Origin of the sequence: Isoptericola maris (assembly GCF_048065335.1) — a bacterium.
Classification (GTDB): domain Bacteria; phylum Actinomycetota; class Actinomycetes; order Actinomycetales; family Cellulomonadaceae; genus Isoptericola; species Isoptericola rhizosphaerae.
This window is the reverse complement of record NZ_JBLUNY010000004.1, coordinates 148,052-164,256: the sequence shown is the minus strand read 5'-3', so window position 1 is coordinate 164,256 and position 16,205 is coordinate 148,052. Positions and strand designations below refer to the sequence as shown.

At 72.5% G+C, this 16,205-nt stretch carries 12 protein-coding genes, 1 other RNA gene and 1 pseudogene; 1 reads left to right on the top strand and 13 read right to left on the bottom strand.

The annotated features are described in order from the left end of the window. Nucleotide 1: 1 nt before the first annotated feature. The 13 genes and pseudogenes from ACH5HR_RS08700 to ACH5HR_RS08640 all read right to left on the bottom strand — a co-directional run bounded on the left by ACH5HR_RS08700 (nucleotide 2) and on the right by ACH5HR_RS08640 (nucleotide 15,740). Complete coding sequence (locus ACH5HR_RS08700) at nucleotides 2-418, bottom strand: RidA family protein (protein ID WP_416477413.1); 417 nt, start codon at nucleotides 416-418, stop codon at nucleotides 2-4. After that, complete coding sequence (locus ACH5HR_RS08695) at nucleotides 415-1,575, bottom strand: alanine racemase (protein ID WP_416477412.1); 1,161 nt, start codon at nucleotides 1,573-1,575, stop codon at nucleotides 415-417. Before ACH5HR_RS08695 ends, ACH5HR_RS08700 begins: the two co-directional genes overlap by 4 nt. Beyond that, nucleotides 1,572-3,176 carry an N-acyl-D-amino-acid deacylase family protein gene (locus ACH5HR_RS08690; RefSeq protein ID WP_416477410.1) on the bottom strand — a complete coding sequence of 535 codons (1,605 nt, stop codon included), beginning with the start codon at nucleotides 3,174-3,176 and terminating at the stop codon, nucleotides 1,572-1,574. Before ACH5HR_RS08690 ends, ACH5HR_RS08695 begins: the two co-directional genes overlap by 4 nt. Further along, entirely contained in the window at nucleotides 3,173-4,939 is a 1,767-nt protein-coding gene (locus ACH5HR_RS08685; RefSeq protein WP_416477408.1) for a beta-N-acetylhexosaminidase, read from the bottom strand. The genes ACH5HR_RS08690 and ACH5HR_RS08685 overlap by 4 nt, the downstream gene beginning before the upstream one ends. Nucleotides 4,940-4,976: 37 nt before the next feature. Then, entirely contained in the window at nucleotides 4,977-6,707 is a 1,731-nt protein-coding gene (locus ACH5HR_RS08680; RefSeq protein WP_416477406.1) for a BCCT family transporter, read from the bottom strand. 125 nt (nucleotides 6,708-6,832) lie between these two features. Beyond that, a complete protein-coding gene (gene hrpB / locus ACH5HR_RS08675; RefSeq protein ID WP_416477405.1) occupies nucleotides 6,833-9,376 on the bottom strand; it encodes an ATP-dependent helicase HrpB in 2,544 nt (847 codons plus the stop codon). A 153-nt stretch (nucleotides 9,377-9,529) separates the two neighbouring features. Next, nucleotides 9,530-9,896: a transfer-messenger RNA gene (gene ssrA / locus ACH5HR_RS08670) on the bottom strand. Between the two features lie 136 nt (nucleotides 9,897-10,032). Further along, nucleotides 10,033-10,536 carry an SsrA-binding protein SmpB gene (gene smpB, locus ACH5HR_RS08665; protein WP_402376156.1) on the bottom strand — a complete coding sequence of 168 codons (504 nt, stop codon included), beginning with the start codon at nucleotides 10,534-10,536 and terminating at the stop codon, nucleotides 10,033-10,035. Between the two features lie 106 nt (nucleotides 10,537-10,642). After that, nucleotides 10,643-12,085: a M23 family metallopeptidase gene (locus ACH5HR_RS08660; RefSeq protein ID WP_416477403.1), complete on the bottom strand. Its 1,443-nt coding sequence runs from the start codon at nucleotides 12,083-12,085 to the stop codon at nucleotides 10,643-10,645. Between the two features lie 4 nt (nucleotides 12,086-12,089). Beyond that, on the bottom strand, nucleotides 12,090-13,001 hold the full coding sequence (gene ftsX / locus ACH5HR_RS08655; RefSeq protein ID WP_402376152.1) for a permease-like cell division protein FtsX: 912 nt from the start codon (nucleotides 12,999-13,001) through the stop codon (nucleotides 12,090-12,092). A 294-nt stretch (nucleotides 13,002-13,295) separates the two neighbouring features. Beyond that, nucleotides 13,296-13,973 (bottom strand): annotated as a pseudogene (ftsE, locus tag ACH5HR_RS08650) (cell division ATP-binding protein FtsE); the annotation flags it as partial. 269 nt (nucleotides 13,974-14,242) lie between these two features. Beyond that, the gene (gene prfB, locus ACH5HR_RS08645; protein WP_416477401.1) at nucleotides 14,243-15,352 is read right to left on the bottom strand and encodes a peptide chain release factor 2; all 1,110 of its coding nucleotides are present in this window, start codon (nucleotides 15,350-15,352) and stop codon (nucleotides 14,243-14,245) included. A 22-nt stretch (nucleotides 15,353-15,374) separates the two neighbouring features. Continuing rightward, nucleotides 15,375-15,740, bottom strand: a complete 366-nt coding sequence (locus tag ACH5HR_RS08640; RefSeq protein ID WP_416477399.1) for an ankyrin repeat domain-containing protein — start codon at nucleotides 15,738-15,740, stop codon at nucleotides 15,375-15,377. A gap of 289 nt (nucleotides 15,741-16,029) precedes the next feature. On the opposite strand from ACH5HR_RS08640, the gene ACH5HR_RS08635 reads away from it, so the two are divergent. Next, the gene (locus ACH5HR_RS08635; RefSeq protein WP_416477398.1) at nucleotides 16,030-16,194 is read left to right on the top strand and encodes a putative glycolipid-binding domain-containing protein; all 165 of its coding nucleotides are present in this window, start codon (nucleotides 16,030-16,032) and stop codon (nucleotides 16,192-16,194) included. Nucleotides 16,195-16,205: the final 11 nt, after the last annotated feature.

Sequence of the window (16,205 nt, the reverse complement as noted above, 5' to 3'; positions counted from 1 at the left end):
CTCAGGCAGCGGCGGAGGTCACCGCGAAGGCGTCGATCTCGACCAGCATCTCGGGGCGCGGCAGCCCGACCATCACGGTGGTGCGGCTCGGCAGCACGCCGGACGGGCAGTGCTGCGTGACGAAGGCGCCGTACGCCTCGTTCATGGCCGCGAAGTCGTCGCGCGACGTCAGGTAGACGCGCAGCATGACCACGTCGTCGAACGTCGCACCCGACGCCTCGACGATCGCACGCACGTTCTGCAGCGTCCGCGTGGTCTGGGCCGCGACGTCGCCCGGGAACAGGTACTCCCCCGTCGCCGGGTCGACCGGCCCCTGCCCGGACACCTGGACGAACGGCCCGGTACGCACGCCCTGATGGAAGGTGTGCGCCGGTGCGGGGGCGTCGGGCGTGCTGATCGCCGTCTTGGTCGTGGTCATCGATCCTCCGTGAGCTCGAACGTCAGGGTGCCGACGACGTCGTCGCCGTCGGTGAGCAGCCCCGTGCGGTACTTGTCGAACGTGGTGCACGGGTGCGAGATGCCGAACCCGACCACGTCGCCCGGGGCGAGGTCGTCGTCCGGGACGTGCAGGTAGGCGTGCTGGTCGTCGAGCGCGGTCACCCGCGCGTCCAGCGCTCGGGCAGGCCCGAGCCGGCCCGCGGCGTCCGTGCCTCGCGCGACCAGCGGCAGGGGCAGGTCGAGGTCGAACGAGACGTCGCGGCGCCCCATCCCGCACACCGCCAGGCCGGTCTCCGGCGCGGAGAGCACGGACGCCCACACGGTGATCGCTGGGCGCAACGAGGCGACCCCGAGCCGGGTCCACGGGTCGGCGTGCGCGTAGTGCCCGTGGTCGTGGGCGACGTAGGCACCGGAGCGGACCACGACGCGCGCTCCCGGCGCCACGGTCAGCCGGCGCACCACCACGTCCGCGAAGGCGCTGCCCCCGGCCGACAGGACCACCGGGCCGTCGACGAGGTGCGCGACGGCGGCGCCCGCCTCGCGCAGCAGGACGCACCAGCGCGCGACGGCGTCCAGCTCAGGCACCGAGGTCCCCCCGGCGACGGGCCCCTCGTAGCCGCTGACACCCATGAGCCGCAGCCCGGCGCCGGCGACCGCTGCGGCCAGCGCGGCGACGCCCGCGACCGTGCGGACGCCGGTGCGCCCGCCGTCGACCCCCAGCTCGACGAGCACTCCGAGGCGGCGGTGGGTGACGCCGTCGAACGCGTCGGCCAGCACCTCGACGCCACGGGCGGAGTCCACGCAGACCCAGACCTCGTCGGCGTCGCCCGCGTCGAGCGCGGCCCGCAGCCGGGTGGCGTCGCGCGGGTCGACGAGCTCGTTGGCCAGGAGCACCCGCCGCGCGGAGCCCCACGCCAGGACCGCGCGGAGCTGGGCGGGCGTCGCGACCGTCGCCGCCCAGGCGCCCGCGGCGCGCTGCCGCTCCCACAGCCCACGGGCCATGTGCGTCTTGACGTGCGGGGCGTGCTCGACGCCGGCCGCCGCCAGCGCCGACGCCACGGTCGCGACGTTGTGCTCGACGGCGGCACGGTCGAGCGTCAGCAGCGGCCAGGACAGGTGCGGGTCGTCGATCCTCATGATGCTGTTCTCCCTCGGGCGGTGGGTCGCAGGCCGCGGCCGGGGCGGGCTCCGGTCAGCTCGCCGCCGGCGAGCACGGGGGTCCCGGCGACGAGCACGTCGTCGATCCCGACGGCGGGCGTGCGGGGGGCGTCGTACGTCGCGCGGTCGGTCACGGCGTCCGGGTCGACGAGCACCAGGTCGGCGACGGCGCCCGGGGCCACGCGCCCGCGGTCGGTCAGCCCGAACCTCCGCGCGGCGCGGGCCGCGAGGTGCTCGGCGGCGTCGTGCCAGGTCCAGTCGCCGGTGGCCCGTACCTGCTCGGCGAGGAAGCGGGCGAACGCGCCCCAGCCCCGCGGGTGCGGCCGTCCTTCGTCCGCGTGCCCGCCGACGGGCTGGTAGACGGCGTCCGAGCCGGCGAGGTGGGCGGGGTGGGCGGCCAGCGCGCGCACCGACTCCGCGGTCCCGGTCGGCGGCTGGGCGAACACGCAGCTCGCTCGCAGCCGTGAGGCGCGCAGCACCCGCAGGGCCGCCTCCGACGGCGGCACCCGCCAGCGCGCGGCCACGTCCACCAGAGCGTGCCCCGCCACGTCCCCCTCGCCCGGGTCGAGGCCGGGCACCCAGGCGAGGGTGACGCGCGGCCACAGCTCGTCCAGGTCCGCGAGGTGCGCGCGCAGCCGGACGCCGTGCTCCGGGTCGTCGATCGCGGCGAGGGTGGCGTCCGGGTCGGCGAGCGGCAGCCACGTGGGCAGTGCCACCATCGCGAGGATCGAGCAGCCCCGCAGGTACGGGTAGGAGTCGAAGGTGACGTCGAGGCCGTCCGCACGGGCCTCGTCGAGCAGCGCGGCGATCGGTCCGGCGGGGCCGTGCAGGTGCGAGACGTGGGTGGCGGCGCCGGTCGCGGCGGCGAGGCGGAACAGCTCGGTGAGCGCCGGACCGGCCTGGTCCTCGTAGCCGCGCATGTGGGAGACGTGCGGCAGCCCGTGCTCGGCGGCCACGGCGACGAGCGCGACGAGCTCGGCTTCCTGCGCCCACGCCGCCGGGACGTACTCCAGCCCCGTGGACAGCCCCACCGCCCCGTCGGCGAAACCCCGGCGGGCCAGGGCGACCATCTCGGCGGTCTCGGCCGCGGTCGCCGCCCGCTGCGCCGTGCCCATCACGGTCCGGCGCAGCGTGCCGTGCGGCACCAGCGCCGAGACGTTGACCGGGGTGGCGCCGTCGTAGGTGGCCAGCAGCTCCGCCACGGTGCCGCCGTCGAACCTCGGGTGCGCCCCGTCGATCCCGGCGAAGTACCGGGCGGCCCACGCGGCGCCGTCAGCCGACGACGGCGCGTACCCCACGCCGTCGGACCCGGTGACGATCGACGTGACGCCCTGCCGCAGCAGCGCGTGCTGGACGGCGGGGTCGTGCACCGCGCTGCCGCCGTGGACGTGCGCGTCGACGAAGCCGGGCAGCGCGAGCCGGCCACCGCCGTCGAGCACCCGACCGGGACGGCGCGTGGTCGAGGGCTCGACCGACCGCACCGTGCCGGCGTCCAGCAGCACGTCGTGCGGTGCGGAGAGGCTCCCGTCCGGGCGGGGCAGCACCACGCCGCTGACGACGTCGACGGGCCGGTGACTCATGCGAGGGCCTCCGGCTCGGCGCCGTCGCGGCCGGCGACCCAGCCGCCCGCGCCCTCCCACCCGGCGGCCGCCCGCTCGGCCGCGAGGTCGCGCGGATAGCCCGCGACGCCCGGCCGCGTCTGCCACGGGAGCGGACCTCCCGGCGGGCGGAACTCCACGCCCGCCGCGGCGAGCCGCGGCAGGTGCGCGCTCTCGAGCCGTTCGAGGAACGCGTTGCCGGCCGGGCCGCCCACGTGCCGCGGCGCGGGGTCGGTGGTCCACACCGCCTCCGCGAAGGCCGCCAGCCGAGGGAAGGCCGCGTAGTCGATGCGCCGCGCCGAGTCGAGGTGCTCGGTCCACACCTGGGCCTGTGCGCCCAGGAGGGCACCGGGCAGCTCGGTGGGCAGGTCGGGCCGGGCGTCCCGTACGGCGGGCGGCAGCGGGTCGAACGCATAGACGTCCGCCGTGGTCCGGACGAACCCCACCGGGACGGGCTCGTCCGGACCGTCGGCGGCACGGTGGTCCAGGTAGACCTCCTGCTCGGGCGCCATGACGACGTCGTGCCCGGCAGCCATCGCGTCGAGCGCCACCGCGTGCCCGCGCCAGCACAGGACCACGGCGTCACGCGGCAGGTCGGGGCCGAACGCCTCGTCCCACACCACCGCCCGGCGCCCCCTGGTCCGCAGGTGGTCGGCGAGGCGGGCGACGAACCAGCCGTGCAGGCGGGCGACGTCCGGGGTGCCGTCGTCGGCGACGAGACCCAGCCCGGCGGCGCGGTCGACGACGTCGGGCCGTTCGCTCCACGCGGTGGTCGGCACCTCGTCGCCGCCGAGGGACACGAACGGTGCGTCGAAGACGCGGCACACCTCGTCGAGCACGTCCCGGAAGAACCCCAGCGTCGCCTCGGAGGGGTCGAGCACGTCGTCGCTGATCCCCCAGATGGTCGAGACCTCGTGCGTGCCGGAGCGGGCGGCGAGCTCCGGGTAGGCCGCGAGCACGGCGCGCACGTGCCCCGGCACGTCGATCTCGGGGACCACCATGACACCGCGCTCGCGGGCGTAGCCGACGATCTCGCGCAGGTCGTCGGCGGTGTAGTACCCGCCGTGCGGGCGGCCGTCCGCGGTGCCGGTACGCCACGTGCCCACCGTGGACTCGCGCCGCCACGCGCCGACCTCGGTGAGTCGCGGGTACCGGTTGATCTCGATGCGCCAGCCCTGGTCGTCGGAGAGGTGGAGCTGGAGCACGTTCAGATGGTGCGCCGCGGCGAGGTCGACGAACCGCAGCACGTCGGCCTTCGGCAGGAAGTGCCGGGCGACGTCGAGCAGCACCCCGCGCCAGTGGTGGCGCGGCGCGTCCTGGAGGCGCACCGCCGGCAGCACGAACGGCGCCCCGGCCGACCGCCGGAACGCCTGGGCACCGGCAAGCTGGCGCAGCGTCTGCGCGGCGGCGAACGCACCGGGCAGGTCGGCGGCGGTCACGTGCACGACGGCGTCGCTCACGTCGAGCGCGTAGGCACCGGCGGCGAGGGTTTCGTCGAGCACGAAGCGGACGGTTGCGACCGTGGCGCCGTCGCCGTCCTCGACCTCGTCCGTGAGCGTCGCCGGGACGAGGTCGAGGCCGAAGCTCTCCTCGGTGACCCGGCGCCACCACCGTGCCGCCGGGGCGAGTGCTGGATGGGAAGCCACGCGGGAGCCGTCCGCCGGCGTGAGCTCGCCGGGGCGCGGCTCGGCCGAGGCGGGGCAGGGAACAGTAGGGACCGTCGTCGGCGGTGTGTCGTGCGGCACACCGTCACCCTAACGAATTGGGTAACACTCCTGACAATCAGGGCTGACCGTTCGTGTCCTCGGGCGGCGCTTCCTCGACGGGTACCAGCGGTTCCTCGTCGGCACCGCGGTTGCGGCCCCGGCCCGCGACCTTCGGCCGGCCACGGGACTCAGCACGGTCGCGCTTGGCCAGGACGCCCGCGAACTGCGCCTCGATCGCCGCGCGGCGCTCCGAGGACAGGGACTTGATCATGGCGACCATCATGAGGAACACGAGGACGAAGATGGGCAGACCGATCACGGTGATGACCTGTTGGAGGGCCTCGAGGCCCTTCGCACCGGTGACTCCGCCGAGGATGATCAGCGAGGCGGCCAGCGCACCCTCGCTCACGCCCCAGAAGACGCGCTGACGCGTGGGGCCGGCGTCCGGGGTCCCCGCACAGAGCATGTCGACCACCAGGGACGCCGAGTCCGAGGAGGTGGCGAAGAACAGGGCGACCACCACCACGGCGATCCCTGAGATCAGCGTCGCAGCGGGAAACTGTTCGAAGAACGTGAACATCGCCAGGGCCACGTCCTCCGAGACCGCCTCGGAGATCACCCCGCCCGACCCGCCGATGCCGTCGATCTCCATCGCCGACCAGCCGAAGACGACGAACCACACCACCGTGAAGAGCGTCGGCGCGAGCAGCACGCCACCGACGAACTGACGGATGGTCCGCCCCTTCGAGATCCGCGCGAGGAACACGCCCATGAACGGCGCCCAGGTCACCGTCCAGGCCCAGTAGAAGACCGTCCAGTCGGCCTGCCAGCCCCAGCCGCCATCCTTGGTGAACGGCGACATCGCGTCGTTCCAGAACGCCAGCCCTGTCAGGTCCTGCAGGTAGACGCCGATGCTCTGCGGGATCTGGCGCAGCAGGAACACGGTGTCACCGCTGATGAGGATGAAGATCATCAGTCCGACGGCCATGAGGATGTTGATGTTCGACAGGCGCTTCACGCCCTTGTCCAGCCCCGCGACGATAGAGGTCACGGCCACCGCGGTGAGCACCGTGATGATGCCCACCTGGAGCAGGGTGCTGTTCTCGATGTTCGGCAGCAGGTGGTTGATGCCGGCGCCGATCTGCGAGGTACCCAGGCCCAGCGACACCGCCAGACCGAACAGCGTGCCGAGCACCGCGAAGATGTCGATCGTCCGGCCGATCGGTCCGTGGATCCGCTCCTTGAGGAACGGGTAGAACACCGAGCTGACACGCAGCGGGAGGTCGTACCGGTAGACGAAGTAGCCGAAGGCGAGGCCCGGCAGCGTGAAGATGGTCCAGGTGTGCAGTCCCAGGTCGTACAACGAGACCGACATCGCGTCCTCGGCCGCCTCCGCCGAGTACGGCTCCACCCCCGCGAACGGAGGCGTACCGAAGTGGGAGATCGGTTCGGCGACGCCCCAGAACATCAGCACCGTGCCGATCCCGCCGGCGAACAGCATCGCGAACCACGACAGGTTCCCGTACTCCGGCCGGGCGTCGTCCGGCCCGAGCCGCAGGTGACCGTAGCGGCTCAGCGCGACCCAGGCCAGGAACAGCAGCCAGACCGTCACGCCGAGGATGAAGAACCAGCCCAGGTTGGTGACGATCCACTCGCGCGCGCTCCCGAACGCCGACCCGATCGGCGCGGGGAAGATCATCAGCACGACGAGGAACAGCACCATCAGTGCGGCCGAGACGAAGAAGATGATCGGATCGGTCCGCAGACCCAGCCGCCTCGCGACGACGTCGAGCTTTCCCTCGGCCATGGCTACCACTCCTCTGTGACGATCATCACGTCCCACCCTGAAGGTGGTGGAGTCGATAGTCCAGCACCGGGCCGCTCCCCGCGCGTCGTGAGGCGCCGGACGCGGTCTGTCGGCGCGCCGCGGCCTCAGCCGCGCGAGGCCTTCTTGGTCCGGCTCGTCGCGCTGGCGGCCGCCGGGTCCTCCGGCCACGGGTGCTTGGGATACCGCCCGCGCAGCTCGGCCCGGACCTGCGGATACCCCGTGCGCCAGAACCCGGCGAGATCGGCGGTCACGGCGGCCGGCCGACGAGCCGGCGAGAGCAGCTCCAGGACCAGCGCCACACGGCCCCCGGCCAGGGCGGGGGCGCCCTGCCAGCCGAACACCTCCTGGATCCGGACGGCCAGGACAGGACGGTCCGGGTCGGAGTAGTCGACACGCAGGGCCGAGCCGGTGGGGACGACGACGCGCTCGGGGGCGAGCACGTCGAGCCGGGCGGCCTCGGGCCACGGGAGCAGCCGGCGCAGCGCCGTCGTCGTGTCCAGGCGGCGCAGGTCCCGGGCCGTCCTCACCCGGTCGAGGTCCGGCCCGAGCCACTCGGGCACACGATCCTCCAGCGCCGCGTCGGAGACGTCCGGCCACGGTTCGCCGAGTGCCGCGTGCAGGAACGCCAGCCGACGCCGCAGCGAGATGGCTGCCGGAGGCCACGGCACCAGGTCGAGCCCTTCCGTGCGCAGGCCCTGCTGCACCGCTGTGGCGACCAGGTCCGCCGGAGGGTGGGTCAGGGGCTCCGCGGACAGCTCGATCGCCCCGAGTCGCGCCACGCGGCGTGACACCAGCCGGCCGTCCCGCCACGCGACGTCGTCCACCGTGCCCAGCAGCCCGGCAGCCGCGTCGCTGGCGGTGGCCTCGTCGATCGGCACCGCCGACCGGACGAGGGCGTCGGGCTGCCCGGGTGACCGGGTCGCCTCGGCGACGGCGAGCCACTCGCTGCCGGCCAGGGCGCCCCCGGACAGGCGCGCGCCCGCTCCCCCGGCCATGAGGTACCGGTCGGACCCGGGCCGCCTGCGGGCGATGCGGTCGGGATGGGCCAAGGCCGTCACGGTCCCGACAGCGAGGTCCAGACTCATCCCCGGCACACCGGACACCTTCCCGGCCCGGCCGACGCGCGAACCTCGGCCCGGTCGCGAGGCAATCCGCTCCCAGCGGTCCGCCTCGCGCCTCCACGAGCCGCCTCGCCCCGGTGCGGAGCGCAGGCGGCGCAGCGCCGCCGTCAGGTCGACGTCGCTCGGGCCGCCGTCGGCAGCGAGCAGGGCGACCGTCTCCGCCGCGATGCGGGGGCCGACCACCGCCGCGCCGTCGAGCAGCGCCCGTGCCAGCCGAGGGTCCATACCGACCGCAGCGATCTCCCGCCCGCGCGCGGTGACGGAGCCGTCGGACGTCACGGCGCCGAGCTCGGCGAGGACGGCGTGAGCGGCCTCCGCGGCAGCGGGCGGTGGCGCGTCCAGCAGTGCGAGCCCTCGCCCGCCCGGTGCACCCCACACGGCGAGCTCGAGCATCGGGCCGGTCAGGTCCGCGGTGAGGATCTCGGGTCGGGGGTGGCGCACCATCTGGGCGTGCTCACCCTCGGACCAGCACCGGTACACCGCCCCGGGGCCCTGGCGCCCGGCCCGTCCGGCGCGCTGCTCGGCGGCGGCCCGGCTCACGCTGACGGTGACGAGCCCGGCCAGACCACGGTGGTGGTCGGTGCGAGGCTCGCGGGCGAGTCCGGCGTCCACCACGACCCGGACGCCCGGGACGGTGAGCGAGGACTCCGCCACCGCCGTGGAGACGACGACGCGCCGCCGGGACGTCGCCTGCAGCGCACGGTCCTGCTCCCGTCCCGGCAGCCGGCCGTGGAGCGGCAGCACGTCGGCATCAGGCCACGCCGCGCGGGCGCGCCGCACCACGTCGTCGACCTCCCGCGCACCGGGAAGGAAGACCAGGACGTCACCGGTCTGCTCCCGCAGAGCCCGTCCCAGGACGTCGGTGACATGGCCGAGGAACTCGCGACCGGTACCCGCCGGTGTCAACCGCGGTGCCGAGCGCGGCGTCGGGCACCACACGGTCGAGACCGGGTGGAGAGCCCCGGACACCGTCACGACCGATGTGCCGGCCCCGAGCAGGTCCGCGACCCGGCCCGCCTCGACCGTGGCCGACATGGCCACGACGGCGAGGTCGTCGCGCAGCGCCGCACGGACCTCGACCAGCATGGCGAGCAGGAGGTCGGCATCGACCTGTCGCTCATGGATCTCGTCGAGCACGACGGCGCTCACGCCCGGGAGCTCCGGGTCGTGCTGCAGGCGGCGCAGCAGGGTGCCGGCGGTCACGAACTCCACGAGGGTCTCGGGACCGGTCTGCCGATCCCCACGCACCGAGAAGCCGGCCGTGCGGCCCACCGGCTCGCCGAGGAGGCCGGCAAGCCGGCGAGCGCCGGCGCGGGCGGCGATCCGACGCGGCTGCGTGACGACGACACGGCCGCCCAGGGCGACGGCGAGCGCGGGTGGGACCAGGGTGGTCTTCCCGCTTCCCGGCGGGGACTGCAGCACCGCAGACCCGGAGGCCTGCACCGCCGCGTCCAGCTCGCCGAGCCCGTCGACGACCGGCAGCGTCGGTGGGGCGGCGAGGAGGTCGACGAGTGCGGACACGGACATGCGCACCAGTGTGACGCGCCCGGCGCACGCGGCTCGACCGGGTCCACGGATCGCCCTCGCCGCCCGGGCTCGGAAGACAGCCGTGCCCGAAACACCACAAGGCCCGGACTCCTGCCGGCGAGTTCGCTGGCAAGTGTCCGAGCCTTGTGCACGGGGTGGAGCTGCCGGGAATCGAACCCGGGTCCGGTGACGCTGTTCCAGGACTTCTCCGGGCGCAGTCTGCTGTGATTTTCTCGGCCCCCACACTCACGCAGACAAGGTGTGGACGGGCCCAGTCGTCGAGAAGTCCCCGCAGTCCCGACGACGAGGACTGCGAGCAGTGGCTCTCTAGATGACGTGAGCTACCGGGTCGAGAGCAATCCCGGGCTCACGGACTTCGAGGCTCGCTCAGGCGGCGAGGGCGAAGTCGGTGCGCTTGTTATCGGCACCTATAGGTTTGCAGGCATCGTTCACGAGATGAGCCTGCCTCCTCGGCCCGCTTCTCCTGGAATCACGACCACCGTCGAAACCGATCAGCCCCTGTGGTGTTGTCAAAGCCCGCACCCCCACCTGCCCCGACGTGCTGGGACGTGGTGGTCCGGGTGCGACCAGTCTAGATCATCAACCGGGCGGGCCGCGGGTTTATTTCGGTGGCCGGCCCGGTCGGGTGGGAGCCGTCAGCTCAGGAGCTCCTTCTGGCGCATCGCCCGCTGCGCCTCGCGCACGTCCTGCTTCTCACGCAGGCTCTGCCGCTTGTCGTACTCCTTCTTGCCTCGGGCCAGGGCGATCTCCACCTTGGCCCGGCCGTCCAGGAAGTACAGCCGCAGCGGCACGATCGTGTGCCCCTTCTCCCGCGACTTCACGCCCAGGCGGTCGATCTCGTCGCGGTGGAGCAGGAGCTTGCGCTTGCGGCGCGGCGTGTGGTTGTTCCACGTCCCTTGGAAGTACTCCGGGATGTGGACGTTCTCCAGCCACGCCTCGCCATGATCGATCGCGACGTAACCGTCCAGCAGCGACGCGCGCCCCATGCGCAGCGCCTTGACCTCGGTCCCCGACAGGACGATGCCGGCCTCGAAGACGTCCTCGATCGTGTAGTCGTGGCGCGCCTTCTTGTTGTTCGCCACGACCTGGCGGGGGTCGTCCGACTTCTTCTTCTTGGCGCCCTTGGCCTTGGTGGACACGGCTCCTCCTCCCTGGTCGTGGTACCGCAGCGTCTCAGGATACGCGGCCGACGGCGGGGGTCCAGGTGTTTCCGCGCTCGGCGATCAGGGGGGTGGCGCGCGCCGGTCAGTTCAGCCAGCCGCCCATCGGGTCCACCGTGCCGCCGTTGACGTACACCTCGAAGTGGAGGTGGCACGCCGTCGAGCTCCCGGAGGTACCCGAGTAGCCGATGATCTCGCCCTTGCTGACCTTCTCCCCCACGCTGACGACGTCGCGCGACAGGTGCAGGTAACGGCTCATGACGTTGTCGCCCTTGTGCCGGCCGTGGTTGATGAGCACGTTGTTGCCCGGGCCGCTGCCGTAGTACGCCTGCTCGACGTACCCGCTCTGGGCGGAGTAGATCGGGGTGCCGCAGTAGGAGCGGATGTCCGTCCCGGCGTGCAGCCGCCACGCGTTGTAGATCGGGTGGAAGCGCTGACCGTACGAGCTGGTCACCACGTGGTAGTTCGTCGGCCACCCCAGGAACGGGCCGGAGGATCCGCCACCGCCGGAGCTGGACCCGCCTCCGCCTCCACCGCCGCCGGAGTTCGATCCGCCGCCACCGCCGGAGTTCGATCCGCCGCCACCGCCGTTGCCCTTGTTGGCCTTGCGGTCGGCCTCGCGCTGCTTGCGCTCCTCGGCCTCACGCCGCTTGCGCTCCTCCTCGAGACGGCGGTCCCGCTCCTCCTGCTTGACGATGATCTGCTGGATCTCGTCCTTGAGGGCCGCGCGCTGCGCCTCGTTCTCCTCGAGCTCGGCGACGGTCTCGTCGCGCCGCTCCTCGATGGTCGCCTTGAGCTGCTTCTGCTCCTCGATAAGCTGCTCCACCTCGGCCTTGCGCTCCGCCGCGTCCCGCTCCGCCTTCTCGGCGACGAGGACGTTCGCGTCCGCCTCCGCCTTGAGCTCGGTGATGGTCTCGCGGATCGCGGCGAGGCGCGCCTCCTGGTTGCGCGCCACCGTCTCCGCCTCCTGCAGCTCGGCGACGGCGCGGGACTGGCTGCGCGCGGCCGACGAGTTGACGGCCACGTCCTCGAGGAACTCCCGCGTGGACTGGGCGCCCGTCACGAGCCCCAGCGTGCTGACGTCGTCACCGCGGCGGTATGCCTCCCGAGCCATGGCCACGACGTCGGTGCGGGCCTCCTCGGCCTTGCCCTCCCCGGCCGCGATCTCCTCGGAGATCCGGGCCTCCTCGTCCTCGGCGTCGGCGAGGCGCTGGGCGAGCACCTCCGCCTTGCGTCGCGCCTCGGCGAGCGTGGCCTGGGCCTCGGCCAGCTCCGCCTGGGCGACGGGCAGGCGTGCCTCGACGGTGTTGAGGTCGAGCACGGCCTGGGCGAACTCGGCGTTCGTGTCCTCGAGAGCGACCTCGAGCTCTTCGCGCTCAGCGTCCTTCTCGGCCTTCTCCCGCTCGGCGGCGGCTCGCTGGTCGTCGATCTCGTCGGAGAGCGCGGGCGCGGACGGCCCGAGCACGAGCAGGCCGACGACGGCGGCACCGACGATCCGGCGCAGGCGGGAGGCGGGACGGCGGGTCACGGGATCACACCCTCGTGTATCGGTGCAGAGTGACGACGGAGGACACCACGGCGAGCGCGACGGCGACACCGAGGAGCAACGGTGCGATGGCGAGCACGTCGGCGGTCGTGACGTAGTTGACCCAGTCGACGGACTGGGCGAGCCAGTCGACCACCAGGTACTGCACGGCGAGCCAGAGCCCGCCCACGGCGAGCACGGCGCCGACCAGCGCGGCGATGGCGCCCTCCAGCATGAAGGGGAGCTGGACGAACAGGTTCGATGCACCCACGAGTCGCATGATGCCTGTTTCTCGCCGTCTCGACACGGCGGAGAGCCGGATCGTGGTGGTGATCAGCAGTGCTGCGGCCAGGAGCATGACGGCGGCGAGGCCGACGGCGACGAGGGACGCGCGGTTGAGCGCGAGGAAGAGTGGTTCGAACGCGGCGCGCTGGTCCTCGATCACCTCGACGCCGTCACGGCCGCTGAGGACCTCGTCGACCACCTGGTACTGCTCGGGGTCGGCGAGCTGGAGCCGGTAGGACGCCTGCATGTCGTCCTCGGTGAGCTGCGTGCCCTGGTAGCCGTCCGGGTAACGGGCCTCGAACGCCTCGAACGCCTCCGCCTTCGACTCGAAGTACGTCGTCGCGACCACGTCGCCGAGCTCGGTGTCGATGGCCCGTTCGATGGTGGCGATCTGTTCCTCGGTGGCCTCGCCCTCCGCGCACGTCGGCTCCGTGGACCCCTCGGGACACAGGAAGACGGACACCTCGACGAGGTCGTACCAGTCGCCCTTCAGCTTGGTGACCTGCGCCTGCAGGAGCGCTGCGGCGCCCACGAACGTGAGGGAGACGAACGTGACGAGGATGACGGAGATCACCATCGTGGCGTTGCGCCGCAGACCCTGGAGGACCTCGACGAGGATGAACTGCAGCCGCACCGCTCAGGCCTCCTCGTGCCCGGTACCGGCGCCGGACATCGCACGACGGGACCGGCGCGACGGGAGCTCGGAGGTGTCGGGCTCCCCGGTGCCGTCCTCGGGCGGTGCCTTCTGCGAGCCGTCGTGCTCGAACGCGCCCTGCTCGACGGCGGCCTCTGCCGCCTCCTCGGCGGCCACGTCGCCCGGCTCGGGCTGGACGACGATCCGTGGCGTGGCGCCGCGGCGCGGGACGCCGCGGCCGGGGGCGTCCAGCACGGGGGCCGGGCCGACCAGCGGGAGGATGTCCTCCCGCCGGCCGTACTGGGCGTCGGCCTCGTCACGCACCACGCTCCCGGTGGAGAGCTCGACCACGCGGCGGCGCATCTCGTTGACGATCTCGTCGTCGTGCGTCGCCATGACCACGGTGGTGCCGGTGCTGTTGATCCGGTCCAGGAGGCGCATGATGCCCAGCGACGTCGTCGGGTCGAGGTTCCCCGTGGGTTCGTCGGCGAGCAGGATCTGCGGGCGGTTGACGAAGGCTCGCGCGATCGCGACCCGCTGCTGCTCGCCGCCCGAGAGCTCGTGGGGGCGGCGCTTCTCCTTGCCGTCCAGGCCGACCCACTCCAGCACCTCCGGCACGGTGGTGCTGATGGTGTGCCGCGGGCGCCCGATCACCTGCAGCGCGAAGGCCACGTTCTCGTAGACGTTCTTGTTGGGCAGGAGCCGGAAGTCCTGGAAGACCATCCCGATGCCGCGCCGCAGCGAGGGCACCTTCCAGCCGGACAGGCGGGTGAGGTCGCGGCCGGCCACGTAGACCCGCCCGCCGGTGGGCCGCTCCTCGCGCAGCACCAGCCGCAGGAACGTCGACTTGCCGGAGCCGGAAGCGCCCACGAGAAAGACGAACTCACCACGCTCGACGTCGACGGAGACCTCGTCGAGCGCCGGCCTGGCCCCCCTGGCGTAGACCTTCGAGACGCTCTCGAACCTGATCACTGCGTGCCCCTCCCCCCGACGGGCACCACTCGACTCGGGTGCTCGCCTGGTTGAGAGTCGCACGACGGCACTGCCCGCCCGACGGAGGACACGCCGGTAGGTCGAGGGTCGAGTTGTTGCTTGGCGCAACAACGGACAAACCGCGGAAATCCGCCAAACGCCGAGGTAGTACCCATTCCGCCGAGGGAGAGCGGCGCCCCGCGATGTAGTACCGGATCGGCCGAGGTAGTACGCGACGCCGCGAGGTAGTGGGCGCGGTCGCGCTCAGGTCAGCTCTCGCCACCCGAACGACGCCAGCGGATGCCGGCCTCGATGAACTCGTCGATCGCGCCGTCGAACACGTTCTGCGTGTTGCCCGACTCGTGCTCGGTCCGCAGGTCCTTGACCATCTGGTATGGGTGCAGCACGTAGGAGCGCATCTGGTCGCCCCAGGACGCCTTGATGTCCCCGGCCATCTCCTTCTTCTTCGCGGCCTCCTCCGCCTGGCGGATCAGCAGCAGACGCGACTGCATGACGCGCAGCGCGGCGGCGCGGTTCTGGATCTGCGACTTCTCGTTCTGCATCGACACGACGGTCCCCGTGGGGATGTGCGTCATGCGCACGGCCGAGTCCGTGGTGTTCACCGACTGGCCGCCCGGGCCCGAGGAGCGGAAGACGTCGATCTTGAGCTCGTTCTCCGGGATCTCGATCGAGTCGGTCTGCTCGATGAGCGGGATCACCTCGACCGCGGCGAACGACGTCTGCCGGCGGCCCTGGTTGTCGAACGGCGAGATGCGGACCAGGCGGTGCGTGCCGGCCTCGACCGACAGGTGACCGAACGCGTACGGCGTGTCGACCTCGAACGTCGCCGACTTCAGCCCGGCCTCCTCCGCGTAGGAGGTGTCCATGACCTTGGTGGGGTAACCGTGGCGCTCGGCCCAGCGCAGGTACATGCGCATGAGCATCTCGGCGAAGTCCGCGGCATCGACGCCACCGGCACCGGCACGGATCGTCACGACGGCGGCACGGGCGTCGTACTCACCGTTGAGCAGCGTGCGGACCTCGAGCGACCGCAGGTCCTTGCGGATCGCCTCGACCTCGGCCTGTGCCTCGTCGAGGGAGTCGGCGTCCTCCATCTCGTTGCCGAGCTCGACGAGCGTCTCGACGTCGTCGATCCGGCTGGCGAGACGCTTCACCCGCTCGAGCTCGCTCTGCGCGTGGGACAGCGCCGACGTGACCTTCTGCGCGTTGTCCTGGTCGTCCCACAGATCCGGCGAGGCCGCCTGGTCGGACAGCATCTCGATCCGCTCCTGCAGCTCAGCGGGGTCGCTCACCGACTCGATGGTCTTGAGGGTGGAGCGGAGCGCCTTGATCTCGGCGGGAAAGTCGATGGTGGCCACGATGTTCAAGCCTACCTGCCGCTCAGGAGGCTCCCGGCAGGGTCCGTCCGAACATCGCGGCCGTCGCCCGGGCGCTCGGCTCCCCCGCGTCGACGTCGGCGCCGGCCTCGATCAGGGCCTCGATGACGTCGGGCTCGCCCTTGAACACGGCTCCGGCCAGCGGCGACTGACCGCGGGCGTTCAGACGATTGACGTCGGCGCCACGGTCGGCCAGACCGCGGACGAGCGTGGCGTGCCCGTGGTAGGCGGCGAGCATGAGCAGGGTGTTGCCCTGGGCGTCGGCGTGGTCGGCCGGGACGCCGGCGTCGACGAACTCCAGCAGCAGGCTCTCGCCGGCGCGGGCGAGGTCGAACATCTGGTCCAGGTCGACGGGCAGCTTGTCGTTCATGGGGGCCAGTATGGCGTGTGCACGATGGCGCGACTCATCCGGCTCTTCGCCGATCCGGTGGGGAGTAGCCCGGGCGGGGTGACGGGCTGGAGGTAGGGGTCGAGGTCCCCGATGATCAGAAGCGCCAACCACTGATCGCTCTCGAGGACCTCGACCTTGTCCAACGCTACGGGGTGCGCTGGCCAGAGTGGTGTAGCGCGGTCGCTGGGGTCGTCTTCGACGAGACTTAGAGCGGCCACCGCGTAAGCGAACCCTTCACAGCACTCACGATGAGCGAGTCTCGGACATAGTGGTCGAGCAGTCCTCCGCGAGGGCCTCGCCAAGCAGGCCAGTAGGGTCGACAAACACGCTGCCGATCCGTCGGCTCGGGCTGGCGGTCGGCGAGTTCGCGGACATCGTGACGGTGTACGTGGACCACGAGTCGTTCACGGTCACCACCGACCCGCAGCGGTAACCCCACTCGAC